The organism is Moorena sp. SIO3I6 (assembly GCF_010672095.1).
In genome coordinates this window covers 1-25,696 of sequence record NZ_JAAHHU010000067.1, presented here as the reverse complement: position 1 = coordinate 25,696, position 25,696 = coordinate 1, and the positions used below count along the sequence as shown (strand labels likewise).

The following is a 25,696-nucleotide window of genomic DNA, read 5'->3' as shown; positions in this document are numbered from 1 at the left end:
GCACAATAATCGATTAACCACCGCTAACAGGAGGAATCAGAACCACTTCATCCCCATCTTGCAAGGGGGTATCGGGGGGAACAAATTGGAGATTGATGCCAAAGCGGGTCACTTCACGCCATTGCTCCAGTTCTGGGTGTTCACTCAGTAAACGGTCTAGCACGGCTGATACTGATGTTTGAGGAGGAAATCCTAACTGGAGTTCTGGCACCCCATAGGTTTCTTGATATGCAGCAAAAAGCTTGACTGTAACAGTGATTGATGGTTCAGACATAGATAAAGTTGTTATCAAGCTCCCTAATTGCTGTAATATTGCTATTTTTTTGTGTTAAATGCTGTTTTATTATCTTATCCCTGACGAGACTCAGATCCTTGGATCTATACTTGACTTAATAAAATAAGATAGATGGACCCTCATGACCAAAGCAGTATGTACCCTAATTCAGGAGTATTTTAAAACCTAAGTGACATTCTTGACTACAGTATTCAACTAGCTAGTCTTAATAAAACTATGGCGATAGAGTAATGGAAGCCCAGTGGAAATGAATCTAACAAACCGAAGGTGACTTGGATTTACCTATTACTATAGAGTATTGGTATTTCTAGCTTAGTAAATGAGCAGATCCCCTCAAGCATCTACTCCCGAATCCAACGATAACCTTCCGAAAAGGGCAACTGAAGCAGCAAGGAAAGTTGCGCCTGAGAATACTGACCATCGGACAGTGGACCGCAGTAAGCTGACACCGATGATGCAGCATTTTGCTGAACTAAAAGACCAGTATTCCCATGCTGTGCTGCTCTACCGAGTTGGGGACTTCTATGAAACCTTCTTTCAGGATGCCAGGATAATTTCTGAAGCCCTGGAACTGGTCTTAACCAGCAAAGAAGCAGGTAAGGGAGTGGGACGGGTGCCAATGACAGGGGTTCCTCACCATGCTTTGGACCGCTACAGCACCATGCTCGTGGAAAAAGGCTATGCGATCGCAATTTGTGACCAAGTGGAAGATGCCTCAGTAGCAGCCAAAGAAGGACGTCAGGTGCGCCGGGAAGTCACCCGTGTTCTTACCCCCGGTACCTTGATGGAAGAGGAGATGCTCCATGCTCGTCGTAACAATTTCCTGGCAGCAGTAGTCATTGCTAAAAATCATTGGGGTTTAGCCTATGCAGATATTTCCACTGGGGAATTCCTGACTACTCAAGACCGAGAGTTAGACCTGCTGGTTCAGGAATTGATGCGCTTGCAGCCGTCGGAGGTATTAATTCCCACCAATGCTCCCGATTTGGGGAGTATGCTACGACCTGGCCAGACCTCTGAGAGTTTACCGGATTGTTTACCTAATTCATTTTGTTATGCACTCCGTCCCCAACGACACTTTACCTTGGCCGAAGCCCGACAGCGACTGTTGGAACAGTTCAGAGTGCGATCGCTTGAAGGCTTAGGGTGTGAACATCTGCCCCTTGGTGTCCGTGCTGCTGGTGGATTGTTGGAATATCTCAAAGATACCCAAAAAGAAAATTATGTAGCGTTACAGATATTACGTACCTATACCATTGCTGATTATTTAATTCTTGACCACCAGACTCGTCGCAATCTCGAAATTACTGCTACTGTCCGAGATAACACCTTTAATGGTTCCCTGCTTTGGGCTCTAGATCGAACTAGTACAGCCATGGGAGGTAGAGCATTGCGGCGCTGGCTACTGCAACCATTACTAGAGATTAAGGGAATCCGGGCGCGACATGATACGATTGCCGAATTAGTGGAGAATACTGGACTGCGCCAGGACTTACAGCAGCTGCTTCGGAAAATTTATGACTTGGAGCGGTTGACAGGTAAAGCAAGTTCTGGTAGAGCGAATGCCAGAAATTTAGTCGCCTTAGGGGATTCTCTGTTGAGGTTACCGGAATTAGCTGACCTAGCGGCTTATGGCTCTTCTCCCTATCTGAAAGTGATGCAGAATGTACCGCCACAATTGGAAGAGTTAGGGCACACAATCCAGGAGCATCTGGTAGAGTCACCACCGTTGCATCTGACTGAGGGGAAATTAATTCGGCCTCAGGTCAACCAGCAGTTGGATGAAATGCGTGCTCAAGCCGAGGAGGATCAACAGTGGATTGCCAATTTGGAAGTGACGGAGCGAGAAAAGACAGATATTCCCAAGCTGAAGGTAGGGTTTAATAAGACTTTTGGATATTACATTAGTGTCCCTCGTGCTAAGACAGCTCAGGTACCAGATAACTATATTCGGAAGCAGACCTTGGTTAATGAAGAGCGCTACATAACCCCAGAGCTTAAGGAAAGGGAAGCACGGATTCTGACGGCGCGGGAGGATTTGAATCGTTTAGAGTATGAAATTTTTGTAGGTTTGCGCCATGAGGTAGCGCTGGAAGCTGACAGGATTCGGGGTGTGTCTCGGGCAGTAGCAGCGTTGGATGTGTTGTGTGGATTAGCAGAAGTAGCAGTTTATCAGGGATATTGTCGTCCCGATATGGATCAAAGCAGGGAAATTCGGATTATAGATGGACGGCATCCAGTGGTAGAGCAGTCCTTGCCCAGTGGTTTGTTTGTGCCCAATTCCGCGTCTTTAGGTCAAAACAAGTTGCAGGTTGACGGGGAGTTGAAGGTTGAAGGGGAGTTGAATGTTGGAAGGTTGAAAGTTGAAAGTTCTTCTGAGTTTAACGTTGATGGGGAGTTGAAGCTTGAAGAGGAGTTAAAGGTTGAAAGTTATAACGAGCAACCGGATAACGAACAACCTGCTAACCTTCAACCTTCTAACCAACAACCTGCAACCGACACTAACCTTCAACCTTCTAACCTTGGCCAAAAGGCCACGCTACGCGAACAACCTTCAACCAACACTAACCTTCAACCTGCTAACCTTCAACCTTCTAACCTTAAACCTTCAACCCTCCAACCTGCAAGCGAAACGGATAATCCTGATTTGATTATTTTGACCGGACCTAACGCCAGTGGGAAGAGTTGTTATTTGCGTCAGATAGGATTGATTCAGTTGATGGCACAGGTGGGGAGTTTTGTGCCAGCATCGGAAGCAAGTTTGGGGATTTGCGATCGCATTTTTACCAGAGTCGGTGCGGTGGATGATTTAGCAACAGGCCAGTCTACGTTTATGGTGGAAATGAACGAGACAGCGAATATTCTCAATCATGCTACGGATAAGTCTTTAGTGTTGTTGGATGAGATTGGTCGAGGTACAGCAACCTTTGATGGTCTTTCCATAGCTTGGGCAGTGGGGGAGTATCTGGCCATGGAAATTAAGGCACGGACGATTTTTGCTACCCATTATCATGAGTTGAATGAGTTAGCCTCGATTTTGCCCAATGTCGCTAATTATCAAGTGACGGTAAAAGAGTTACCCAATGAAATCATCTTTTTGCATCAGGTACAGCCAGGAGGAGCTAACCGTTCTTATGGCATTGAGGCCGGACGTTTAGCGGGTTTACCAACCTCAGTGATTAAGCGGGCGAAGCAGGTGATGAAGCAAATTGAGAAGCACAGCAAAATTGCCCTGGGGTTGCGCAAGGGGATTGGCAAACAATTGTCAGCTAGGAACACAACTGGCCAAAAGGTGAGCGACCAAGAGGTGACCATCGAGCAGTTGGATATTTTTGATGACTAAGCCACCATGATTGTGATCTGATTAACAACTACACAGTTAACACAGCTACGCAGTTAACGCGGATGGGATGGGACCTAGGAGCCGCTACGCGAAAGCATTCCCGCCCCTGCCCTTACGGAAAAAAGATCCGATTGCATAAATTTTTAAGCTAGCCCTGATTAGTATATAGACCTTAACTAATCAATTTTGGGAGCAGCTCCGTGACTAGATACTACGCCACCTGTAGCTCTGGATAGGGATAAACCTTTAGTTTCTAAAGGGTAGCATCGCCAATTATAGCGCCATGTGATGTAGAAATTTTGTGGATTTGTATTTTTTTTTTAAGTTATTGGATGAGTAAGGAAACTTATGAAAGTTAAAAACGTCTATCAAGATGAACAAGGAAATTGGCATATCGACTATGGAATCGATCATCTGATGGGGCTATCCATTAGGACTTATTTAGGACAGACACTGATCGGATTTATTATTTCGATTCCCATGAGTTTCTTGTTTTTTATGTTTTTACTTTCCGTTTTCGATGCCTTAATTGAATCAATACCGCAGGTAGATACCAGTATTCAACAGATAGTTCCTCAAGAAAATGGCTCTCCTAAAATGATTATAGTAAATGAGTAGTTTAAAGGAGCGATTACCCCTTAAATAGCCAGGGATTCAATCAAATAAAAATAAATTGTTTTAAATTGCGGAATTTTATCTATAAGCTTTGTCTTTATTTTTAGTATTTATTGGATGAGTAAGGAAACTTATGAAAGTTAAAGACGTCTATCAAGATGAACAAGGAAATTGGCATATCGACTATGGAGTTGAGCATCTGATGGGGCTATCCATTAGGACTTATTTAGGACAAATAATGATCGGATTGATCATTTCGATACCCATGATTTGTTTGGGCTTAATTGGAGGTACAATAAGTGAATTAAACCAAAAAGAAGATAGCAGCATTCAACAGATAGTTCCTCAAGCAAATTACCATCTTATTCGCTAATTATTAGATAGGTCAGCAAGATGGTCAACCAATTTACTGAGTGGTATTGATAATGCAGGGCTATTTAATTTTGATTGCGCCCGTGATCTGCCCTGCTAGTCTTGCACTGCTAAAGATTTGAGCAATTGTCGGAAACTTTGCCCTCAACTTGTATCATAAGCATGGCTTTTATGATATGGGTGAGGCTCAGCGTCTTGCTGGTTCTACTCTTAATACACTCAAGCAAATGATCGAAATTGAAATTCAGATCTAATTGATCCGATGAATTTAATTGCAAACTCTAACAAGTGTTTTTTGACCTTTAAATACCTTAAATAAATTAAGGTTGTCTTATGCTTAACTTAAATCGATTATGGAACAAAATGGTTCCTAAAATAACATCAACTAGCAAATTTTTGTTGCTCATGGCTTTGAGCAGCAGTCTAGTTTTAACGTTTTTTATAGCACCATCAATAGCACAGTTTACACCACTAACACAATTGCCCGTTGAAGAGGGTTCGGAAACACAACCTGCACCGGAAATAGAAATTGAAGAGGATTCGGAAACAAAATCTGCACCGGAAATAGAAATTGAAGAGGATTCGGAAACAAAATCTGCACCGGAAATAGGAATTGAAGAGGGTTCGGAAACAGAACCTGCACCTGAAATAGAAATTGAAGAGGATTTGGAAACAGAACCTGGACCTGAAATAGGATGGGAGTTCTTAGGTAGCCGAGAACTCAATCAAGTAGAAATTCACGAAACTAAGTATAAAGGTGAGTGCCCAGGTTACAGCTGGTCCTCTCGGGAGGCTCGGTTTACTTCCAGTACTACTCCCCCAGCTCGTAAAAGACGTGTAATTGTTAGAAATATTACCAGAGGAGTAGCTAGTGACCCATATCCTTACACCGACAGAGAGTACTATGAGGGGAGATCTTCAGAAGGGACAGAGATTATTTTTGGAACAAAACATCATAGTAAATATTTTAGGGTTTTAGACGGCGAGAATAAATTTGAGTACGAGATTAAAGAACGCGATCGTGTACTTGAGTCGGGAGTTTTCACTGCTGTAATTAAAAGAAATGTTGATGTCAGACAAAGAGATTCGTCTCCTATTACGAAATCAGTTTGTATGAACTCAGAAGTTCCTATGTCTTTGTGTGCTGATATCAGGACTCTTACTGAGTACAAATGTGGGAGCGGCGTTATCCGAAGCTTTCTCAAGCCAAATACCCCTGAAGTTGGTACACTTATATCCAATCAGACTCCCTACTCGGTAAAGTATTGGATCAATGATAGGATACAAAAATTGTCATCAGGTAGCGATAGAATCTATACCAATAACTTTTTAAACATAAAGTTTCAATCTTGCTCTGTAGGAAAAGAGGATGGAAGCAATGCTAAAGAATGTACTAACCAAACCAGGAGTTTAGAACGTGGTAAAAGATATCGGTTTACAGCCTCTGAATTAGACTATGAATCCCTTGATATAGAAGGTTTTCCACGATTATACTAATCTAAATAAAGCTCAATAAAACAGCTAATGCGCTATGGGCATTAGCTGATATAATTAAAACACCAAAAATTTGCCCCCTAGCCCAACAGTGTGAAATTTTTTACCCCAGAAGTTGGTGGTATAGATACTGAAAAGGAAATAGTTTTGGTGACGAGTGTAGCTTTCGATCACTGGCTTAACTGCATCAGGTGGTAAAGGTTTACCGACAAAACAAGCTGCTTTTACCCCAAGAGGAAGGGATTTCTGCTGGCAGTAAGTATCATGTAAGTGCCATGACGCATGATCAAGATAAGCGTCTTTAGTGGGATTGGTGAGTGCCATAATGCTGGACACTAAAGCTAAGAAAACTGTGCTATTGATGCGCTGATACATAATTTTCTCTTAAAAAATCGATTATTAGTAATCAGTAATTAGGACTTGGTAATTAGTAGTTGACCATTACCCATCACCCATTACCTGCTCAGCCATAGGATGATTAGTCAACCAGATTTGGCTTGGCTGGCTATCCTCGACTGATGGGAAGCCCAGTTAAATTCCTTGGTTAAATATTTTTTTCGTTATGTTGTGGGTCTATTCCGGAAAATTTAACCTATTGATTGCTATTGCTGCTAAATCTGCTATTTTACAAATGATTAACGGGACTTGATCTAATTCTCTTTTCCGAGAGCCGAAGTTATCCTTTCCCTAGCTGAAATCTGAACGCGCACGCGTGCGCGTAGCGCATAAGCTGACAATTCCACTACCTATGATATTTTCACACTTTCTTCACAAGCTATGATTATATTTTTTATCTAGTAGCGTTATAGTAATTCGGTTATTTTTGTTTAAAACAAACTTAAATTATTTGCTGAATGTCTGTAACCTAAACCATAATTAATAACAATTTTATGATTGACAATTACCTTCTATACCAAGTCGGTGGTAGTCTAGCAAGTGATGCACCTAGCTATGTAGAAAGACAAGCAGATGTCCAACTCTATAACGCCTTAAAAAGGGGTGAGTTTTGTTATGTTATGGCTCCCCGAAAAATGGGTAAATCTTCTCTATCGGTGCGAATCAGACATCAACTACAACAAGAAGGATTTAAATGCAGCACTATTGATATGACGCGCATCGGTAGCGAAATAATTACCCCAAATCAGTGGTACAAAGGAGTGGTGGCTGAGTTAGTACGAGGTTTCAAGTTATTCGGTGACTTTAATTTCCAATCCTGGTGGCACCAGGAAGAGTATCTCTCACTGCTTCAGCAATTGAGTTATTTCCTGGAAGATATCCTGCTGGTCAAATTTCCTACTGAGCGAATTGTTATCTTCATTGATGAAATTGATACTATTCTAAACTTACCTTTTCCCGTTGAGGATTTTTTGGCTCTGATCCGATTCTGCTATAACCAAAGAGTAATTAATCCCAACTATAATCGCCTTGTCTTTGCTTTATTCGGGGTAGCTAAGCCAAGGGATTTGATGACTGGCAAAAAGCGGACACCTTTTAATATCGGGAAAGCCATAGAACTAAATGGCTTTGAATTCGATGAAGCATATCCCCTTGCCAAGGGATTAGAGGAAACAGGGGGTAATGCTAAAACGATTCTCAAGGAGATACTGGCTTGGACAGGAGGACAACCTTTTCTGACCCAAAAACTATGTCAGTTGGTGGTAGACTCAGTAAGGGTCGGGTTGACTATTGCTCCTGGTAATGAGGAATCTTGGGTTAGCAAAATCGTACATAATCAAATTATTGATAATTGGGAATCCCAGGATGAACCCGAACATTTGCGGAGCATCTCGGCTCGCCTTTTGAGTAATAATTTGAGTAATAAATATTATGCTGATAAATTGCTGGGACTTTATCAGCAGATTTTAGCTGGAGATGATGTACCGATGGATAACAGCCAAGAGTGCAAGGAATTGCTGCTATCGGGTTTGGTGGTTAATCAACAAGGATGGCTGAGGCTGAACAACCCTATATATAAAGCAATTTTTAATGCTGAATGGGTTACCAAACAACTAGGGAATCTGCGTCCCTATGCTCAAAAGCTTGCCTCTTCCGGATAAAGTATGCTACACTATTAGTTTAAGCTGCTAAAACGCTAGCTATATCGTTTATCGCAGTTATGAGGTACGCTTCTCAACCTCAAAGTCCCCCTTATTAAGGGGGATTTAGGGTGATAATAGGTACCTTATGGGATATAGAATTGCTATATATCTCGATTTTCGGCTTCAGCCGCTTAAAATAACTTAAAATAATGTCCCAAACTCTTGCTAGGCAAGAATTTGACGATGTCGAATAAAAATAATGAAAACAGTGGATGTGGATGCGCAAATATTCCTATTTCTCTAATCTTACTGGTTTTAGGCGGTGGTTATTGGTGGTTGAACCATCAAGGAGGTTTCGCCATGATTAGCAAATTACCTCAAAACCTACCAATAGCTATTCCGAAAAATCTACCAATAACTATTCCTGGATTAAATTGGACACCAGCCGAACCACAACCTTCGGCTCCTACTCAGCCTTCTGTAACCACTGCACCTTCCTTACCAAATTCGCCAATTGTTAAACCTAATCATCAGCCAGCTTCATCAACACCTCAAACAGCTCAAAAACCTCAAAAACCTCAAACAGCTCAAAAACTTCAAAAACCTCAAACACCAATTGTTAAACCTAATCATCAGCCAGCATCACCAACAACTCAAACTCCTTTGGATAAAAAAGCAATCAGAGGAATTTATATAAGTCGTTATAAGGTAACTAATAATGCTAGTGAAGAGAAGATTAGAAAACAAGTTCGTCATTATCATTCTCAAGGAATTAATACGATTATTCATGGTGTATGGGGTAATATTTGTCCTATGTACACTAGTGAAGTGATGCAAAAAACTTTCGGTTATAAAAGTTGTCCTAATCAGTTTCGCGACCTCTGGTTAACTTGGCTAATTGATGAAGCACACAAACACGGCATGGAAGTTCATGCTTATTTTGAAAAAGGTATCAAAATAGATAAAAATAGCCCGATTTTTGATTTAGCTATTGAACGGAAATGGGTTGTACCGGGCGTTGATCGCACCTATCCAGGAATCGAGCATTATATTCTTGATGTGGAAATTCCTGAAGTTGCTAATTTTTTTAGAGATATTTTAGTAGAATTTGTCCAAAAATATCCTAAAATTGATGCAGTCCAATGGGACGATTATCTGGGTTACCATGCCGAGTTGCCAGGTAAAGTAAATCGCACTAATAAGCTAACCGCTTTTTCACAAGAAATGATCGGTGCTATGAAACAAGCTAACCCAAAGGTTAGTTTTGATCTTTGTCATCATAATCCTTATTGGGCTAAAAAATATTTTGCTGCTGACTGGCCAAAATGGAATGTAGATCGAGTTTTTATTCAAGCTTATAATGATAAAAATTTTACCAAAGAAGTAGATTATGCCGAAACCTATGATGGAATTGCTATTACTGATAAACAATTCCATCGCTTGCCAGAAATAGTTGCTAACAACAAAATTAAGGCTATTTTAGTATTTCCTGATCGGACAAATCCAGAAGACGTAGCGTCTAAGTTAAAGCAATTTTATGTTAAATAGACGTAAGCTCATATAGCGTTTATCATAGGTATGATGTACAGAATTTCGGGATTTTAGGGAACAGGGAACAGGGAACAGGGAACAGGCAAGAGAGAAGAAAGAAGAGGGAAGAGGGAATAGGGAATAGGGAATAGGGAATAGGGAATAGCGATGGGCTGCATCAAGAGGTGCGACCCGTGGCGAATTTAATTCTTAATAGGTCAAGCGCACCTAACAGGGAATCAACGTCAAAGAAGACTATACCTCATAACTGGCATAAACGCTATATAGCGATTTTTAATTAGGTGAGGTACAAATTTTTTTGTATTTTAGGGAGCAGGGAGCAGGGACTGAGGCCGTAGGCCAGGCTACGCGAAAGGAGCAATCAATTCATAAGAGGGAAGTCGGAAGTTGAAAGTCGGAAGTGGTAAAAAAATTTATGTACCTCATTAGAATAGAAATGCTATAGCAGTCGAAGTAAAGGTTAAAACATATTTCTATTCCCTATTCCCTATTCCCTGTTCCCTAGCTATATAATTCCAAAATTTTCTCCTTCAATCACTGCTTCTGCTTGTAATGCGATCGCTCTCAATTTCTCTAAGGTCTCTGGTGCAACTGACTGCCACAATCCCCGCTGATTAGCTTCCAGTAACCGTTCTGCCATATCTCGCAATGCCCATGGATTCTTTTGTTGGACAAACTCTTGGACGTCTGGGTCAAATAAATACCCCTGAGCTACTCCTTGATACATATGGTCTGCGACACAATTAGCGGTAGCATCATAGGCAAACAAATAATCTACCGTTGCTGCCATTTCAAATGCTCCCTTGTAACCATGGCGCATCACTCCCTCAATCCACTTAGGATTCACCACACGAGAACGGTACACTCGGGCAATCTCTTCCTTTAGCTGTCGAACTTTGGGCTTTTCAGGGATAGAATTATCACCAAAGTAGGTTTGAGGATTTTTGCCAGTTAACCCCCGCACCGCTACGGTTAACCCCCCCTGAAACTGGTAATAATCATCTGAATCGAGTAAATCATGTTCCCGATTATCCTGATTGTGTAATACAATTTGCATCTGTTTCAGACGCTGCTCAAAGGCTTCTGGGGCTCCCTTGGGGGAAGATGAGCTGTAGGCGTAACTACTCCAGTTAATGTAAGCGCGAGCTAAATCCTGCTCATCTTGCCAGTTTTGAGATTCAATCAAACCCTGTAACCCGGCACCATAGGCTCCTGGTTTTGAGCCAAAGATGCGGTAGTGCGATCGCATTTGGGCTTGGGACTGACTCAACCCTACCTGTAACCAATAGTCTGTTTCCTGTTTCACCTGGGCTGCTAGAGGATTGTCTGATGGTGATTCATCCAGGCTTGCCACAGCAACTACTGCATTGTGAAATAGGTCGATTAAATTGGGGAAACTATCTCTAAAGAAGCCAGAGATGCGCAGGGTCACATCCACCCGAGGACGTTGTAACACAGACACTGGCAATATTTCAAAGTCTACCACCCGCCGTGAGGACCCATCCCAAATCGGTCGCACTCCCAACAACGCCAGAGCTTCAGAAATATCATCTCCCCCGGTACGCATGGTAGATGTGCCCCATACCGAAATCCCTAGGGTTTTGGGATACTCACCATTTTCCTGGGTATAGCGCTCCACTAGCACTTCAGCTGCCTTTCTGCCTACATCCCAAGCTGTTTCTGTGGGTATGGCACGGATATCAACAGAGTAAAAATTGCGACCTGTGGGCAGAACGTCCGGTCGTCCTCTAGTCGGCGCACCAGATGGCCCACTCGGTACATATCTCCCCTCTAATCCCCTTAACAATTGGGTGAGTTCCTGATTAGTTTGTTGCAGTGCTGGTAACAGGCGATCGCGTATCCAATCTAATTCTTGTTTTGTTGTTTTAGTAATCGGTAATCGATCATCAGTAATCGCTAATGGATAATTAGTGATGATTTGTTCTACTAATTTAGACGCTTCTTCTTCTAATACTTCAACCAAATCACCAACAGTATATTTACCACTATAGCATTCCTCTGTTCCCTGTTCCTTATTCTCTGTTCCCTGTTCCCTTTCTATACTGCTTTTTGCTATCTCCTTAACCACTGAAAACTCTTCCGTTAGGGGGTCAAAACCCCAACCTAAATCCTGAGCTAAAGCACGAGTTAAGCCGATACGATTCTTTCCTGGATGACGAGCAATTGCTACTATTAAATCCCGCAACTGACGTCCTTTAGGACATTGACTAAATACATGTAATCCATCTCGAATTTGAGCTTCTTTCAACTCACAAAGATAAGCATCAATTTGATTAGTAATTTCCGATTCTCCAGCTTCGATGTCGTCTACTTCAATCCCCAAATCTTCGTGTAAATGCTCATCAAGGATAAGTCTAACAATGCGATCGCGAATAATTGGCAACCGAGATAAATCCAAACTCTGCGCTTCATAATACTCATCAACCAATCCCTCCAACTGTTGCAGAGGACCATAAAGTTCAGCACGAGTCATGGGAGGGGTTAAATGATCAATAATCACCCCTTGAGCGCGACGCTTTGCTTGAGCACCCTCCCCCGGATCATTGACAATAAATGGATACAAATGAGGCATGGCTGCTAAGGCTACTTCTGGATAACAGCACTCTGACAAGGCCAAACTCTTACCCGGTAACCACTCCAAATTCCCATGCTTGCCCACATGAACAATTGCTTGGGCACCAAAACACTTCCGCAACCAATAATAAAATGCCAAATACCCATCAGTGGGTTCCAAATCGGGAGCATGATAATTCAAAGCTGGGTCAAGATCATAACCCCGAGACGGTTGAATCCCTACAAACACATTTCCCAACTGAATCCCTGAAATGGGAAATCCTGAAATCTCGGTTATCTCTCCCTTGCCATCGTTGCTGTCTTTACCGTTACAGCCGTTTTCAGATGGATTGACCTCACTACCTTTAGCTGCAAGCCCCCTAAATCCCCCAATTCTGGGGGACTTTAACTCAATTTCCCCCCAAAGTTGGGGGGCTAGGGGGGCGAAACTTGCTGTAACATCAAACTCTCCCCAACGCTCACGGATTCCCTTTTGAACCCCTATCGGTAACCCTTGAAAATAGTCCCAATACTCCTGCCAACTCAACTCTTGTCGTACCAAACGTAACTGCCATCCTTCCGGATCATTGGTCACCCCAGCGGTCAACCACTCAATCAACTCATCCCCAGTTTCCGGAATCTTCTCAACCCAATACCCAGCATCCCGTAACCCTTTTAAAATCTCTACACAACTGGCCGGGGTATCTAATCCTACGCCATTGGCCAGCCTGCCATCTCGATTGGGGTAATTCGCTAAAATCAGAGCAACCTTTCTCTGATTCGGTAGGGTTTCTCGTAACCGTAGCCAATTCATGGCTAAATCTGCTACGAACTGAATGCGATCGCATACCGGTTCATAAACCACCACATCCGTTTCCAGAGCAGGATTCCACCGTTGCGCCGACTTAAAGGAAATGGCACGGCTAATAATTCGCCCATCCACCTCTGGCAACGCCACATTCATAGCAGTATCCCTGGGCATCAATCCCTGAAACCCAGACTCCCACTGTTCCACCGTGCCACTACTTAAAATAACCTGCAACACAGGCACATCCAGCCGTTCCCACAACTCCAACTGATGTACCTCAGCATCCAACTTAGCCACCGAGAAACTAGTCGTATTCAGCAACACTGCGATCGCGTAGCGTGAGCAAAGCTCAATCGCACTACTAGAGCTATCGGGAGTTTGGAAATAGCCTAACAATTCCCGTTGTACTTCTAGATCCCGTAAAGAAGAGACAAATACTGGCACAGGTTCCAAGCCCCGTTCTACCAAAGCCTGACATAACCCATCAATCGGTGCTGTATTTCCCGCTAAGTAATGGGCACGGTAGAACAAAATCCCTACTTTAAGATTGCCAGTAGCTTCAAGGTTAGCAGGTTGTTCGCGAAGCGTGGCCAATAGGCCAAGGTTTGTTTTGGTTGAAGGTTGTTTGGTTGAAGGTTGAAGGTTTATGTTGGTTGAAGGTTGTTTGGTTGAAGGTTGAAGGTTTGTTTTGGTTGAAGGTTGAAGGTTGGTTTTGGTTGAAGGTTGAAGGTTTGTTTTGGTTGAAGGTTGTTTGGTTGTTTGCCTTTGGCCTTCGAGTAGGGTAGGTTGTTCGCCCTTGGTGTTGCCTTCGGGTAGGTTATTTGGTTCCTGGTTATCCTCCCAACCTTGGCCAATAGGCCACGCTTTCGGCAAAGCCGACGCTGCGCGAACGCGAACAACCTTCAACCTGCTAACCTTCAACTTTTCAACCAACCTGCTAACCTTCAACCTGTTAACCTTCAACCTGTTAACCTTCAACCTGCTAACCTTCAACCTGCTAACCTTCAACCTGCTAACCTTAAAGCTGTTAACCTTTATCCCCGATTGCCATGGATAAACCCCAACCCGAGGCACAGGTTTGGGTGGTGGTGGATTATTGGTTTGCTCCAGGCATACATCTGCCACAAATTTCAGAGCATTAGTGAAATTCTCAACACCGCCTTCTGTAAAGTAGCGCCATAATTGATTCACTATCGGAATAGTTTCTGTGGAGTGACTAGTTAAGGTAGGATCTGGTCGGTCATCTCCTGGTAAAACCAATAATGTAGCGCCAGTTTGTTCTACTGTTTCTTTCACCACTTCTAAGCCATAGGACCAGTAGGAGCGTCCACCCAATAATCTGATAATGATAATCCGTGCTTTGGCTAAAATATCCTCAGCATAGGTATCAATGGTTAGTTGTTGCTGCAACTGCAACAAGTTAGCGACTCGGATAGCTGGGAAATCTGGGGGAAGTTGGGATACTGATGCGGCTAGGGTTTGGATATCGGTGTCAGCAGCAGTGAGGAAAATAATCGGTGCTGGGGTTTGTTCGATGAAGATAACCCCTTCAGCTTCAGGGTTCCATCCTCCCGGAGTAGCGGCGATGCGATGCATAGTTTAGTGTTCGGCTCTAACCATTCTAGATGAGTCTATATGGACTCTGGGATAGATGGCAAGGCTCAACCCAAACTACCAGGCAACTTGTTCGCACTTGTGCTCAGATTCGGTACCTCCCTGACTTTATCTAAATTGATAACTCCCATTTCCAACATTCTTGTTGGTGATGGATAATAGAATGGACCAGCACAATACATTGCTCTATTTGGATTAGAATCCTCAGAGACAATATAGAGTTTTCCAGAATCATCCTGTAAAATCTCAGGAGGACATGTGAATGGTACACGCAGTTCTACACCAGCAAACTGTTCATTAAATGCTTTAATCAGATCATCAGAATATCCCGGAGCGAATTCGGCTGAGCCTTCTTTCATTAACTGGTGATAGTAAAACTGCTCTTGTGTTGAATAAATACTTGTTGCCCATATAGCTTGTCCGATATCATCTACTTCTGAGACACCGTAGCTCTCAATTTTGGGAGCAGGAATTCCTACCTGTACAAATGCATAATTCTCGTTACTTCCAAGCCCACTAAATCCCATCTCAATATAAAACGCCTTTGCATACCGATCCAAATCAAACCCCGTTGTTCCCTGCCATGGCATATCTCGATACACAGGTGCCCAAACAATTGCTTCTCCAGGAGATGGCCATGCAACGCGACAAAGCTCCAAGCCCATCTGCCTCATTTTGGCATCTCCAATTGTCGTATTAGCCATCATCATCCATGCTGGCAAGCAGACTTCCCCTTTTCTTCGCACACCTGCTTTGGCAGGTTGAACAACAGAGATTTGATGAGAGCTTGGCATGTATGCCGCTGCTGCTGCCATGTACTCGGCAGGTCTATATGGAATAACATGAAGTCTTTCTTTTGAATCTGTCTGATAATAAGGTCCATAAAAATCTAAGTTGATTTCATCAGTATCAGTATGGCCAATATAGGTTTTATCATTAATTAATCCATGAGCCATAGCCCAAATGAATCCAGCTAAAAGTGTCGTTCCTTTTCCACTCAAGCGAACATTTCTATGCTTTGGTAAAAACCCCTCTTCTCGTAATGCATTGATATTAATCTGTTCCAAAACCTGGCACTGATCGATAACAACATCACAATGAGGTGCAGCTGCTGTCAATGTTTTCTGATCGGGACTAACAACGATAACGCGGCCCCTGGGCAGTAAACGCTGATGGTAAGTAGCAACATGAGCAATAGTTTCCCTTTCAACAAAGGCAGGCAGCAACCAAAGTCGATTGCGATCGCTAGGATAAAGGAAATCACGCGCTGCTTCTACAATAGATTGAGCATCTGGATCGCCCAAGTCTACATTTTCTGAATTAAAGTAGAAGGCATTATTCAACTGAATATCAAGTTTTTCACGATCATCATGACTTGCATTAAAATTCGTCTCACGCAAACGCTTTCTTTCCTTAACAACAGGGCTAAATTCAGTTAAGGACTGAAGTGTATATCCCAATGGTTTTGTTTTAAGAGCTTCGTTGGCAGCATCTAGACGTTTTACTATATATGGGATATCAATAACCTGACCATTTCTTAGATGTTCAGGCAAAAACTTAAATTCCAGCTTGCTGTATTGCAAAAAATAATTCTCCTTATCTTTTAAAAATTATAGCAATTCTACGACTTGTGAGGTACAAATGTCTGGGTTTTAGGGAGCAGGGAGCAGGGACTTCGGAGCAGGGAGCATAAGATGTCTTAAGCTTTACTTCAACTGCTATATTGTTTGGTTAAGTTTTAGTAATAATAGCTAGCTTTTGATCACAATAAAATTTTATTGATTTAATATCATCAATAAAATTCATAATTTCATTTCGGAATAAATAGTTATTTGATAACACCCCATAGCCATTATTAAGATTTTCCAATTGCACCAATAATTCGATAGTTTTAGGCACATCTGGAAGTTTATCTTCGTAACTTGGACTTTGCCAATGTAAGTCCTCAATAATGTAAATACCATTTTGTTTCAAGGAAGGAAATAACAGAGCAAAAGCTTGTTGTTGATGAAAAGAAGCGTGTGATGCGTCATCCAATATCACATCGTAAACAACTAAATTTTGCTTGCCTTCAAGCTGAGCTGTCACCTTCACCAAATTGGTAATATCATTTTGGTCACTTAAATCACCCTTGACAAATTTAAAGTTTCTAACTTCTGATTCTAAATGACTAAAATCATTAATATCAAAACCATAAACATGCCCATTATCAAAATAGTCTGTCCACATGCGAATTGATGGCATGTCAGTGGGGATTCGACTTAACAAGTGATCACCGAACTCGGGACCACCAATACATAAGCCAATTTCTAAGAAGGTGATAGGTTTTGATTTGAGGGGCCAAAACAACGTTTCATATATGAGCGTGTAGCCATGTTTATCGAAATACTCAGTTCCTTTATCCGATTGGTATTTATTGGCAAGCTCAGTTAGGTTGAATGATTTCATTTAGATTTTAACTCGATAGTTTGTCAAGTTCACTGAGTAAATATACCTGTTGGCTTTATACGGATTTGCCTGAACACTATTGTCACTTGAGCCTTAAACTTAAATTAATCTTGCCAGGAACGATTGCCCCCCAAGCCCAACTGGAAGCCTTTGTTAAGGAAGCAAAAGCCTAACGGTAGGCTTCACTGACGCGGCCAAGTCTTAAAAAAGTGCATGAGGGCAATCAAGCATGGAGGGTTCAGTGCAAGCGCTTGTGTGCGACTCGTTCATCCTAAATGAGTCTATATCGGCTCAGGGACGGATGGCAAGGTCTCGGACTTTTTACAACTGAATAACGGTGATAGTAAAGTTTACTCTACCCTGATACTGGGGTGACAGGATTACTGCTACAGTAGCGAATAGTTGTAAAGCGGGGTAAAAAGGTGGTAACTGGGAGCCTAACTGGGAATTCCTATAATAATCTCCAGCTTCTACATGCCCATTGTCACCCTGTTAAAACCGCTAGGGATGGCCTAGGTATTTTTGGGATTTGTCCTTCAAAGCAACCTACCAATCGGCATGATCATACCGAATTATTGAGTTATAAATTTAATTCCAGTTGTAATACCGTATTATTAGTAAATAAATTCATTGGTTGGCCTAAACACTGTGCTTGGTAAACTGCTTGAAGAAAACAGGCAACTCGATAGGCAAATTGTACAGGAACAGCGTTGCCAATCTGCTGGTGGACATGACGTTTATTTCCTCCATGAAATACCCATGAGTCTGGGAAAGTTTGAAGTCGGGCATATTCACGATTAGTAAAGCGTCGCAGACGGCTTGCACTGATACGCCATAGCTTTAAGTTAATATTTGGATTCCTTACAAATTGCCCATTGACGCGATCTTTTTCCTTTCTTTCTGCCACCACATTTCCCTGAGCCCACCCCCAAATAGTTCCAGTATCAATAGCAGGAAATGGGGCATCCAAAGATCTTATTGGATGTCCGTCAGATCCAGTTCGAGAGAATCTACATGGTACAGGGGTCTCAGTAGGATCAAATTCCTTTCCAGTCTCCTCATGAACACGGCTTTTGAAGCCCCATTCAGGACAATGATTAGGAAGGGAAATGAATGGATTGGCAGCCAGATCAGCTAAATAGGCTGATGCTGGTGTATCTGGCTCTGGCGTGGGCCAGTGAAAAGCTGAGGGAAATCGGTCGAAGCTGGCAATAAAAATAAATCTTCTTCTCGTTTGAGGCACTCCAAAACCAGATACTCTGAATACATTATATTTTATGTAGTATCCAAGACTCTTGAAATGCTCTGAAATTACGTCAACAAAAGGCTTTCCACTTTTGGGTTCTTTCATTGTCCTGAGATTGAGAACATTCTCAATTACGATAAAGCGAGGCTTCTTGATCTTTGCCATTCGGACAACTTCTTGAAACAGAAAATTCCTCTCGTCATTTTCCTTTCGATTCCCGCCCAGTGAAAAGCCCTGACATGGAACGCCTGCTAAAATTACATCACTATCAGGTAAATCTCTTTCTGATACTTCTCGAATATCAGCTTCTTCAACATCCCATTCAGGTCGATTCTTACGGAGTGTTTTAACGCTCCATCTATCAATATCTGTGGAGTATAGATGTTTAAAACCAGCCATTTCAAAGCCGAGATCTAAGCCACCTGCACCAGAAAAAAGACTTGTGAATGAAAGTTCCATATCAACGAAGAGTGACTGTTGGTCCTAAAGATTTTGCTGCACGAAAAACTTCAAATGTGTGTTTCTTTCCTGCGTTTGGATTATCTATATAGGAAGGTGTAAGCGTATGTTCAATCATATCAAAGTAATAACCCCTGATCAGCCTTGGAGTCTCTATACGTGTGATAGTACCCGAGTGTTTTAAATCTATACCACATTTAAAGCCAGTTGGAGCAATCAGAGTAACTTGGCGTTCTGTGCCATCCGTAAGGGCAAATGGTGTAGGTGCAACATACATTTTTCGGTCACGAATCATAATGTCTCCATAGCTACCGAAACCTTTAAGATTCTTATTTTTATGGATATAAGAATGGTCTGCATTTAAGAAATTGCCATGACACATGACAAGATCATAGACTGGATAGTTCTTTTCCTTGGTTTTTGCTGGGTATCGTCCAAACACATAGTAAATTGTCCTCCCATTATGCAGACCTGAGGGCACTTGACTATTGCAGTCATAGTTTGCTTCCCTGCCTGGAAATCCTAATCCTTTTATCTCGAAGCCAAGGGGGAAATCAACAAGCCTGAAGTCTGGATAAGCATTTCTTGAAGGTTCATCGAAGTTCAAGGAAAGCCTTTCAAGACGAACAGCAAACCAATTTTGAAAGCTAAACTCTTTGTCCGTGGAAGAAACGCGACTTATCAACTCGCTGGCATCGATTGCGCGAACGCATTCTAAGAAAACCTTTGCTATGATTTGATCCATAATGATTTGTCTAGCCCAATGTTGCGATCACTCTCACCTTTAGGTAAACGCAACTGTAGTGCATTTGGTGCTTGACAATGGAAGCACATCTAAAAGACAAAGTCAATGTTAACACTTCTGCAAGACCATCTACTGATACTCAGCAAAGTCTAACGGTTAAGGTCAGCGGGGCGAGACCTTGCCATAAGTGTCTAGAATTTCATTCACCGCAGCCTGGATACTGGCCTCATCGGTGATGTCCAACGGAGTGGGTGAGCACCCAACTCTCTAAGGTCAGCCATTTTCTCAACACTACGTGCCGCCACTACTACGGTCAGACCATCCTTCAGCAGAGATTTGGCCATTTCTTTGCCCATACCCGATGATGCGCCGGTAATCAGTGCGACTTTGGATTTACCATCTGCCATGATATTGAAGTTCCCTGTGTTTAGTGGACTCGTTAATATTAAACTTAGAAACTAGCAACCTTCACAGATTTTGTTACTGCTACTGTCTTGCGATCGCGCTTAATACGGTCAATCTCTTTAAGAGTCAATGATGTTAAGTAACTCGTACCGCAACTAGGGCAGCTAACCATAGGTACATTTTCAATCACCAGTAGATCTTTTCCTTTCCCATAGGCTCGAGATCCATAGCGAGTTCTGGCTTCAGCAAAACCACAAACATCGCAAACAGTAAATTCTTCAATTTCAGAGTGCATAGACTGTGATGATTATAACCTTGCCAGATGAGCCTAGCTTAACAATTACTTCCACAGGATCGCCATCAGTTGAATATCCTTGAATCCGGTATTTGTACTCTGCGGTAGCTCTATCCTTCTGACGCTCGATAATTTCACCAGTGAGAATGGCCTGCTCAACATCCGCCAGCATCAGATTGTCGTCATCCATTTCTTCATCAGCATGGATCGTCATCACATACTGTTGTCGAAGAATTTTGTCCTGGATTTTTTCTAGGATAGCTGCAAACACTCTTACGGTTCTCAGAGTTACCCCTTAAAGGGTACATTTTAGGTTGAACTGATAATAGCAATAAACCGCTTCACAATTTTGGTTAACAAAGCCTTGCATCATACCAATTTCTTCAAGCTCCGAGAACCAAAACGATAAACTGCACGATGTCCGATCCGAATTACCCAAGGTTGGGCATCAGGGTATCGCTCATAGAGTTGATCAGTGGCCGCGATCGGAGTATCGGCAAGTTCAAAAGCTCCCGTTTCAATGTCGATCGCTACGATTTTTCCATAATTGCCTTCTTCAAGCAAAGGACGTACTTGAATCTCATAAATATAATTGCCTCGTTGGGCGAATTCTTCTTTGCTATAGCGGGGCTGCCGTTCCACCATTCCTTTGACCTCTTTTCAAGAAGATCAGCGTCTATGGTGATTATAGATCGGAACCTGCTAGACCAATAGTAAACACAACTTTACTTACCCAAGTCTTCTTCCCTGAGATTAGCATCCCTCATGAGCTTACTTAAAATTCCAGTCGGTAAATCTCGGTTGCCATGAACAGGGATAGAGAGAATAGCTTGAACACCCTTCTTGCTATAAATGTGATGACTACTATTGATTCGTTTGAGAACCCATCCTCGCTTCTCAACAATTTTGCAGAGAGCCTTGCCAGATATAGACTTCATAGGGATAGTTCAACTAACTGCTTATCAGGCTCAAACTCTTCCCTTTCGCTCGCCACCTCAATCCAACCCTGGACAGCTTCTTCAAGCATTTCTATAAGGTGTTCATAGCTTTCACCCCATGTATGACATCCAGGTAGTGCTGGAACTGAGCCACACCATACCCCATGCTCTTGCCAAATAACTACTTTAATCTTCATTGCTGATCCTGTGATCCACTAGAACTCTACACTTTGAGTATAGAGTCATCTTTCGGAATCTTGGGTTGGAGCGGTTAACGCCAGTGAACTATCCTAAGGCTTGTGACCAGTGAAAGTTGAAATAAGGCTGATACAGCTTAACGGCATCAGGCGTGGAACCGGCATCTTGACGGTTATCAATATTCCCAGGCAGGATGCCCACCCCACTCATATTCATTCCGCCCCTCAGCAATGCCAATATGATTGCCTCGTTGGGCGAATTCTTCTTTGCTATAGCGGGGCGGCCGTTCCACCATTCCTTTGACCTCTTTTCAAGATCAGCGTCTATAGTGATTATAGCTTGGAAGCTGGTAGACCTAATTTTGATAGTTATTCGCTGATCATCCCAAAGGATTTTTTCTAGTTTGCTTAGTCTTCAGGGAACTCCGAACCAAATACTTAAATCGCCTGTGCCCCATCCATGGGGCACAGGCGACAGGGGTCAGAAAAAACCCCTAAGAGCGATTACTCACCGATAGCGATCCAACCTATGGTTTCAGTTGTATGTGGACCATCTGAGAGGGCCTGCCTTGGACCACCCCGAACTAATTCGTTCATTCTGAACTTAAAGCTCTCCGTGGTTACATCTGCGATCCTGACACCAGGGGTATCTGCTCCATTAAAGGTTTGAACCATTGGAATCACGATCACATCTGAGCCTTCCGGAAATGGGGTTGGGAAGAACACTTCTGTGAATGTGCTTGTGTCACCATTTGTTGTTTCAGCTGGGCCTGAGGAATTCAGGTTAATCATCCCTGTTTGAATAGTCACTGCATAAGCTGGGGTAGCAATGAGTACCAGTGCAGCCATCAAGGACATGAAAAACATCGCAACTCGCTTCATAATCTCCTCCTTAAAATGAGAAAAGCGAAAGAAGTCTTTGAGAGTTTCCGTTCCTAAAATATCCTCAGCAGAACTAAAACTGCCAATGTAGTTTTGGCATGTTTTATGGATAAAAACGCATAATAAGCCCATTTTTGGCTCATTTTTGCGTAATTAGTGATCATTTTACGAATTTATGAAGAATGATTAAGCTACTCTAGGATCTGAGTTCCCTGTGAAAATCTGTCCCTACTCGCGAGGTCTAATGGTTGAATGACCAACCAGCTTAACCAAAAGCGATAGCGATTTGCAACCTGGGCTAATTACAATACCAAAAAATAGTCACTTGCAGCAAATCTCAACATGTCAGAGGATACAGATACCAAGTCAGGCTCACAGCAAACCCCCCTCGCCGCTTGGCGTGCCCAAGAACTACAACGACTCCGCAATAGTTTAAGACGGGGACAACAACCAATGGCCGACTGGCAAGGGGGAACCTTAGCGGTTTCTGCTGTCCCTGGTGCTGGGAAATCTACTGGCATGGCAAAAGCTGCAGCAATTGCGATCGCAAATTACCAACTCCATAGCAGATATCAATTGCTGGTAGTCACCTTCACTCGCTCTGCGGCTGCCAGTATTCGAGCTAAAATCCGCGATGACCTAAAAACCCTTAAGGTCCCACAAAATAGTTTTGTAGTCTATACCTTACATGGTTTAGCCCTCTACATTGCTAACCGTCATCCAGAATTATCGGGACTTAATCTAGACAGTAGTACTCTAGTAACTCCAAATCAAAGTCATCGCTTAATCCGTGCTTGTGTGGAACAGTGGATTGCTAATTATCCACGCCGGTATCTTACCTTGCTCGAAGGTCGAAGCTTTGATGGAGAAGAAACAGAACGGTTGCGCAGACAATCCGTATTGCGAACGGAAGTGTTACCTAACCTGGCCTACACTGTTATCCATGAAGCCAAAAGTTCTGGGTTATTACCAGCAGATTTGTGGCACCTCAGTGAACAGACAACCGATGAATATGGGATATTAGCGATCGCAGCAGGACTGTATCAACAGTATCAAACCATAGTGCGATCGCGTGAGTTTATCGACTACGATGACATGATTCTAGCCGCGCTGAGAGTCCTACAAAACGATGCCATCCGTCAGCTCTGGCAAAATCAATTTTTTGCCGTCTTTGAAGACGAAGCCCAGGATTCCACACCGTTACAATACCGACTCTTGCAAACCCTAGCCACATTCCCAGCTAGTTCCGAACCAAACCTTGAACCTTGGCCTATTGGCCACGCTACGCGAACAACCTCCCAACCTTCAACCTCCCAACCTTCAACCTCCCAACCTTCAACCTCCCAACCTTCAACCTCCCAACCTTCAACCTCCCAACCTTCAACCTCCCAACCTTCAACCTCCCAACCTTCAACCTCCCAACCAAACCAACCTTGGCCTATTGGCCACGCTACGCGAACAACCCCACACCATACCCTAAATCTGATCCGAGTTGGAGACCCCAATCAAGCCATTAACTCTACCTTTACCCCAGCTGACCCGATTTATTTCAATTGGTTTTGCCAAAAATGTCAGGGAATAGGACGTTTAGCCACAATGGATCAAGCGGGTCGCAGTAGCCAGGTTATTATCGATGCTGCCAACTTTATCGTGAATTGGGTCAATAGCACCTATGGCAGCAAAAACTCTACCGAAACAGTACCACAGCCAGACTCTATCCCCCAAACCCAACCATCCACCGAGCTACCCTTTCGTCCTCAAACCATTCGTCGAGTAGATGCCAATGACCCTCAACCGGATGCCAACCCAAATCCAGAAGGGAGAGGTTTAGAACTCTACACTCCTAAGGACATCTACCACACCGTCGAGCTGATTGGAAAGCGAGTAGTAGAGCTATTTGCCAAAAACCAAAACCATAACGCTGCTGTGTTAGTGCGGGAGAATCGACAAGGGACCTTTGTGGTGGAACAACTGGAGTATCTCAAACGCCAGCATGGGATTGAAGTGTATGATGTCCAAAAACGCGATCGCGAATCCCACGTTCCCAGTCAAATCCTAACACTGCTGCAATTTCTCGACCGTCCCCATTCTCCGGATTACCTAAAAGCTGCCCTAGATGTCTTGGTAAAACGTCAGTTAATTCCCACCCAAGACCTCAATGCTTTATCGACCTATCCCGAACAATTCCTCTATCCTGGTCCATTGGACCCACCCCAGACCAAAGCAGTTATCAAAGCTCGCCGCTACTGCTGTGATTTACTACGTGCTCGTCTAGAACTGCCCAATTATCACCTAATTTCCTTCCTAGCTCAGACCTTAAACTATGACCAATCCGAGCTAGCCACAGCAGATAAATTAGCCGAACGGATAGCAAAACAGACCTTTGGCAACAGTTCTATCAGTGAAACTCTAACAGTACTTCAGGAAATCGTTAGCTCAGAACGTTTTGAACCTGTAGACCCAGACAATACAGAATCCCCTTATCTGCGTTCCCATCAACTGACTGTAATCACCATGCACAAAGCCAAAGGATTAGACTGGGACTATGTTTTCTTGCCCTTTCTCCATGAAGACACCCTTCCAGGTAATCCGTGGGTACCTACTGCTGCTCAGTTTTTGGGAGAATTTACCCTAGCAGAAGTAGCCAGAGCTCAAATTCGTGCCTACCTTCACGGTAAACCCTTACCCATGGCACCCGAGGCTTGGGAACAAGCCGCACAGCTTAAGACTGCTGAAGAATTCCGCTTACTCTATGTAGCCATGACCCGAGCTAAACGATTGCTGTGGATGGCCGCCGCCGATTTGGGACCATTTCGGTGGAATACCTTTAGTGGTAAAGGAGATAACTTGCAGCAGAAGAAACCCTGTCCAGTATTGCCAGCATTGAAAGCTCAGTTTCCAAATTCTTTAATGGTTAATGATTACAGCGGTTGGCAATTCAATTAGGTACAAATTTATGGGTTTTTAGGGAGCAGGGAGCAGGGAGCAGGGAGTAGGAAAACAATCCTGTTTACCTGATAGTTATGCAAATATAATGGTTAATGGTTAATTGAAGAACAATGACAATTTTTAAATTAACCATTAACCCATTAATAAAACTAGATTTTATAAGCTTTTAATTCTATGATTTAGATAATTAATCTACAAGATATAGCAGAAGTCAGAAGTCAGAAGTCAGAAGTCAGAAGTCAGAAGTCAGAAGTCAGAAGTCAGAAGTCAGAAGTCAGAAGTCAGAAGTCAGAAGTCAGAAGTCAGAAGTCAGAAGTCAGAAGTCAGAAGTCAGAAGTCAGAAGTCAGAAGTCAGAAGTCAAACTCTTGCGCTTACTTAGGTTTGAGACTTTTGTCATGTCCGCGCCTGCCCTGGCGACTGCTATAT

22 protein-coding genes are annotated in these 25,696 nt (G+C 43.0%); 8 read left to right on the top strand and 14 right to left on the bottom strand.

Features of this window, described 5'->3' with window-relative positions:
* Nucleotides 1-13: 13 nt before the first annotated feature.
* Complete coding sequence (locus F6K49_RS19600) at nucleotides 14-274, bottom strand: MoaD/ThiS family protein (RefSeq protein WP_293099332.1); 261 nt, start codon at nucleotides 272-274, stop codon at nucleotides 14-16.
* Between the two features lie 340 nt (nucleotides 275-614).
* Here F6K49_RS19600 and mutS point away from each other — a divergent pair, with 340 nt between their 5' ends.
* The 4 genes from mutS (at nucleotide 615) to F6K49_RS19580 (ending at nucleotide 6,122) form a co-directional block, all read left to right on the top strand.
* Nucleotides 615-3,638: a DNA mismatch repair protein MutS gene (mutS, locus tag F6K49_RS19595; RefSeq protein WP_293099329.1), complete on the top strand. Its 3,024-nt coding sequence runs from the start codon at nucleotides 615-617 to the stop codon at nucleotides 3,636-3,638.
* Between the two features lie 348 nt (nucleotides 3,639-3,986).
* The gene (locus F6K49_RS19590; RefSeq protein WP_293021801.1) at nucleotides 3,987-4,256 is read left to right on the top strand and encodes a hypothetical protein; all 270 of its coding nucleotides are present in this window, start codon (nucleotides 3,987-3,989) and stop codon (nucleotides 4,254-4,256) included.
* Nucleotides 4,257-4,386: 130 nt separating this feature from the next.
* The gene (locus tag F6K49_RS19585) at nucleotides 4,387-4,626 is read left to right on the top strand and encodes a hypothetical protein (RefSeq protein WP_293099326.1); all 240 of its coding nucleotides are present in this window, start codon (nucleotides 4,387-4,389) and stop codon (nucleotides 4,624-4,626) included.
* Between the two features lie 404 nt (nucleotides 4,627-5,030).
* Nucleotides 5,031-6,122 (top strand): hypothetical protein, encoded by a 1,092-nt coding sequence (locus tag F6K49_RS19580; protein WP_293099323.1) that lies wholly within the window; start codon nucleotides 5,031-5,033, stop codon nucleotides 6,120-6,122.
* A 54-nt stretch (nucleotides 6,123-6,176) separates the two neighbouring features.
* Here F6K49_RS19580 and F6K49_RS19575 read toward each other — a convergent pair whose 3' ends face one another.
* Nucleotides 6,177-6,494 (bottom strand): DUF4359 domain-containing protein, encoded by a 318-nt coding sequence (locus F6K49_RS19575; RefSeq protein WP_293021803.1) that lies wholly within the window; start codon nucleotides 6,492-6,494, stop codon nucleotides 6,177-6,179.
* Between the two features lie 515 nt (nucleotides 6,495-7,009).
* On the opposite strand from F6K49_RS19575, the gene F6K49_RS19570 reads away from it, so the two are divergent.
* Nucleotides 7,010-8,176, top strand: coding sequence for an AAA-like domain-containing protein (locus tag F6K49_RS19570; RefSeq protein WP_366514203.1), 1,167 nt, complete (start codon nucleotides 7,010-7,012; stop codon nucleotides 8,174-8,176).
* Between the two features lie 225 nt (nucleotides 8,177-8,401).
* Nucleotides 8,402-9,706 carry a family 10 glycosylhydrolase gene (locus F6K49_RS19565; RefSeq protein ID WP_293099320.1) on the top strand — a complete coding sequence of 435 codons (1,305 nt, stop codon included), beginning with the start codon at nucleotides 8,402-8,404 and terminating at the stop codon, nucleotides 9,704-9,706.
* Between the two features lie 508 nt (nucleotides 9,707-10,214).
* Here the strand turns inward: F6K49_RS19565 and cobN are convergent.
* From cobN to F6K49_RS19550, 3 genes are all read right to left on the bottom strand, one after another.
* Nucleotides 10,215-14,687, bottom strand: coding sequence for a cobaltochelatase subunit CobN (gene cobN, locus F6K49_RS19560; RefSeq protein WP_293099317.1), 4,473 nt, complete (start codon nucleotides 14,685-14,687; stop codon nucleotides 10,215-10,217).
* Nucleotides 14,688-14,752: 65 nt separating this feature from the next.
* On the bottom strand, nucleotides 14,753-16,288 hold the full coding sequence (locus F6K49_RS19555) for a hypothetical protein (protein ID WP_293099314.1): 1,536 nt from the start codon (nucleotides 16,286-16,288) through the stop codon (nucleotides 14,753-14,755).
* A 148-nt stretch (nucleotides 16,289-16,436) separates the two neighbouring features.
* On the bottom strand, nucleotides 16,437-17,153 hold the full coding sequence (locus tag F6K49_RS19550; RefSeq protein ID WP_293099310.1) for a hypothetical protein: 717 nt from the start codon (nucleotides 17,151-17,153) through the stop codon (nucleotides 16,437-16,439).
* Nucleotides 17,154-17,173: 20 nt separating this feature from the next.
* Between F6K49_RS19550 and F6K49_RS19545 the strand changes: the two genes are divergently transcribed.
* Nucleotides 17,174-17,326, top strand: coding sequence for a hypothetical protein (locus F6K49_RS19545; protein ID WP_293099306.1), 153 nt, complete (start codon nucleotides 17,174-17,176; stop codon nucleotides 17,324-17,326).
* A gap of 407 nt (nucleotides 17,327-17,733) precedes the next feature.
* Here the strand turns inward: F6K49_RS19545 and dcm are convergent, their stop codons facing one another.
* The 9 genes from dcm to F6K49_RS19500 form a co-directional block, all read right to left on the bottom strand.
* Nucleotides 17,734-18,858, bottom strand: coding sequence for a DNA (cytosine-5-)-methyltransferase (gene dcm, locus F6K49_RS19540; RefSeq protein WP_293099303.1), 1,125 nt, complete (start codon nucleotides 18,856-18,858; stop codon nucleotides 17,734-17,736).
* 1 nt (nucleotide 18,859) lies between these two features.
* Nucleotides 18,860-19,603, bottom strand: coding sequence for a hypothetical protein (locus F6K49_RS19535; protein WP_293099300.1), 744 nt, complete (start codon nucleotides 19,601-19,603; stop codon nucleotides 18,860-18,862).
* A gap of 203 nt (nucleotides 19,604-19,806) precedes the next feature.
* Complete coding sequence (locus tag F6K49_RS19530) at nucleotides 19,807-20,010, bottom strand: SDR family NAD(P)-dependent oxidoreductase (RefSeq protein WP_293021812.1); 204 nt, start codon at nucleotides 20,008-20,010, stop codon at nucleotides 19,807-19,809.
* A 44-nt stretch (nucleotides 20,011-20,054) separates the two neighbouring features.
* Nucleotides 20,055-20,303, bottom strand: a complete 249-nt coding sequence (locus F6K49_RS19525; protein ID WP_293021814.1) for a type II toxin-antitoxin system MqsA family antitoxin — start codon at nucleotides 20,301-20,303, stop codon at nucleotides 20,055-20,057.
* The gene (locus F6K49_RS19520; RefSeq protein ID WP_293021816.1) at nucleotides 20,293-20,574 is read right to left on the bottom strand and encodes a DUF4258 domain-containing protein; all 282 of its coding nucleotides are present in this window, start codon (nucleotides 20,572-20,574) and stop codon (nucleotides 20,293-20,295) included. The genes F6K49_RS19525 and F6K49_RS19520 overlap by 11 nt, the downstream gene beginning before the upstream one ends.
* A 98-nt stretch (nucleotides 20,575-20,672) precedes the next feature.
* Nucleotides 20,673-20,948: a hypothetical protein gene (locus tag F6K49_RS19515; RefSeq protein ID WP_293071267.1), complete on the bottom strand. Its 276-nt coding sequence runs from the start codon at nucleotides 20,946-20,948 to the stop codon at nucleotides 20,673-20,675.
* Nucleotides 20,949-21,028: 80 nt separating this feature from the next.
* Nucleotides 21,029-21,241, bottom strand: a complete 213-nt coding sequence (locus F6K49_RS19510; protein WP_293021820.1) for a type II toxin-antitoxin system HicA family toxin — start codon at nucleotides 21,239-21,241, stop codon at nucleotides 21,029-21,031.
* Complete coding sequence (locus F6K49_RS19505) at nucleotides 21,238-21,438, bottom strand: type II toxin-antitoxin system HicB family antitoxin (RefSeq protein ID WP_293021822.1); 201 nt, start codon at nucleotides 21,436-21,438, stop codon at nucleotides 21,238-21,240. Before F6K49_RS19505 ends, F6K49_RS19510 begins: the two co-directional genes overlap by 4 nt.
* A 504-nt stretch (nucleotides 21,439-21,942) precedes the next feature.
* On the bottom strand, nucleotides 21,943-22,452 hold the full coding sequence (locus tag F6K49_RS19500; protein WP_293071269.1) for a hypothetical protein: 510 nt from the start codon (nucleotides 22,450-22,452) through the stop codon (nucleotides 21,943-21,945).
* Between the two features lie 210 nt (nucleotides 22,453-22,662).
* Here F6K49_RS19500 and F6K49_RS19495 point away from each other — a divergent pair, with 210 nt between their 5' ends.
* Nucleotides 22,663-25,266: a UvrD-helicase domain-containing protein gene (locus tag F6K49_RS19495; protein WP_293099295.1), complete on the top strand. Its 2,604-nt coding sequence runs from the start codon at nucleotides 22,663-22,665 to the stop codon at nucleotides 25,264-25,266.
* Nucleotides 25,267-25,696 lie beyond the last annotated feature (430 nt).

What these genes read in the sequence shown, in the direction of transcription:
- F6K49_RS19495 (WP_293099295.1), top strand. Translation starts at nt 22,663, where the DNA reads ATGTCAGAGGATACAGATACCAAGTCAGGCTCACAGCAAACCCCCCTC.
- F6K49_RS19600 (WP_293099332.1), bottom strand. Translation starts at nt 274, where the DNA reads ATGTCTGAACCATCAATCACTGTTACAGTCAAGCTTTTTGCTGCATAT.
- F6K49_RS19515 (WP_293071267.1), bottom strand. Translation starts at nt 20,948, where the DNA reads ATGGTGGAACGGCAGCCCCGCTATAGCAAAGAAGAATTCGCCCAACGA.
- F6K49_RS19565 (WP_293099320.1), top strand. Translation starts at nt 8,402, where the DNA reads ATGTCGAATAAAAATAATGAAAACAGTGGATGTGGATGCGCAAATATT.
- F6K49_RS19500 (WP_293071269.1), bottom strand. Translation starts at nt 22,452, where the DNA reads ATGGGCTTATTATGCGTTTTTATCCATAAAACATGCCAAAACTACATT.
- F6K49_RS19580 (WP_293099323.1), top strand. Translation starts at nt 5,031, where the DNA reads ATGGCTTTGAGCAGCAGTCTAGTTTTAACGTTTTTTATAGCACCATCA.
- F6K49_RS19550 (WP_293099310.1), bottom strand. Translation starts at nt 17,153, where the DNA reads ATGAAATCATTCAACCTAACTGAGCTTGCCAATAAATACCAATCGGAT.
- F6K49_RS19535 (WP_293099300.1), bottom strand. Translation starts at nt 19,603, where the DNA reads ATGGATCAAATCATAGCAAAGGTTTTCTTAGAATGCGTTCGCGCAATC.
- F6K49_RS19530 (WP_293021812.1), bottom strand. Translation starts at nt 20,010, where the DNA reads ATGGCAGATGGTAAATCCAAAGTCGCACTGATTACCGGCGCATCATCG.
- mutS (WP_293099329.1), top strand. Translation starts at nt 615, where the DNA reads ATGAGCAGATCCCCTCAAGCATCTACTCCCGAATCCAACGATAACCTT.
- F6K49_RS19575 (WP_293021803.1), bottom strand. Translation starts at nt 6,494, where the DNA reads ATGTATCAGCGCATCAATAGCACAGTTTTCTTAGCTTTAGTGTCCAGC.
- F6K49_RS19510 (WP_293021820.1), bottom strand. Translation starts at nt 21,241, where the DNA reads ATGAAGTCTATATCTGGCAAGGCTCTCTGCAAAATTGTTGAGAAGCGA.
- F6K49_RS19585 (WP_293099326.1), top strand. Translation starts at nt 4,387, where the DNA reads ATGAAAGTTAAAGACGTCTATCAAGATGAACAAGGAAATTGGCATATC.
- F6K49_RS19590 (WP_293021801.1), top strand. Translation starts at nt 3,987, where the DNA reads ATGAAAGTTAAAAACGTCTATCAAGATGAACAAGGAAATTGGCATATC.
- cobN (WP_293099317.1), bottom strand. Translation starts at nt 14,687, where the DNA reads ATGCATCGCATCGCCGCTACTCCGGGAGGATGGAACCCTGAAGCTGAA.
- F6K49_RS19570 (WP_366514203.1), top strand. Translation starts at nt 7,010, where the DNA reads ATGATTGACAATTACCTTCTATACCAAGTCGGTGGTAGTCTAGCAAGT.
- F6K49_RS19525 (WP_293021814.1), bottom strand. Translation starts at nt 20,303, where the DNA reads ATGCACTCTGAAATTGAAGAATTTACTGTTTGCGATGTTTGTGGTTTT.
- F6K49_RS19505 (WP_293021822.1), bottom strand. Translation starts at nt 21,438, where the DNA reads ATGAAGATTAAAGTAGTTATTTGGCAAGAGCATGGGGTATGGTGTGGC.
- dcm (WP_293099303.1), bottom strand. Translation starts at nt 18,858, where the DNA reads ATGGAACTTTCATTCACAAGTCTTTTTTCTGGTGCAGGTGGCTTAGAT.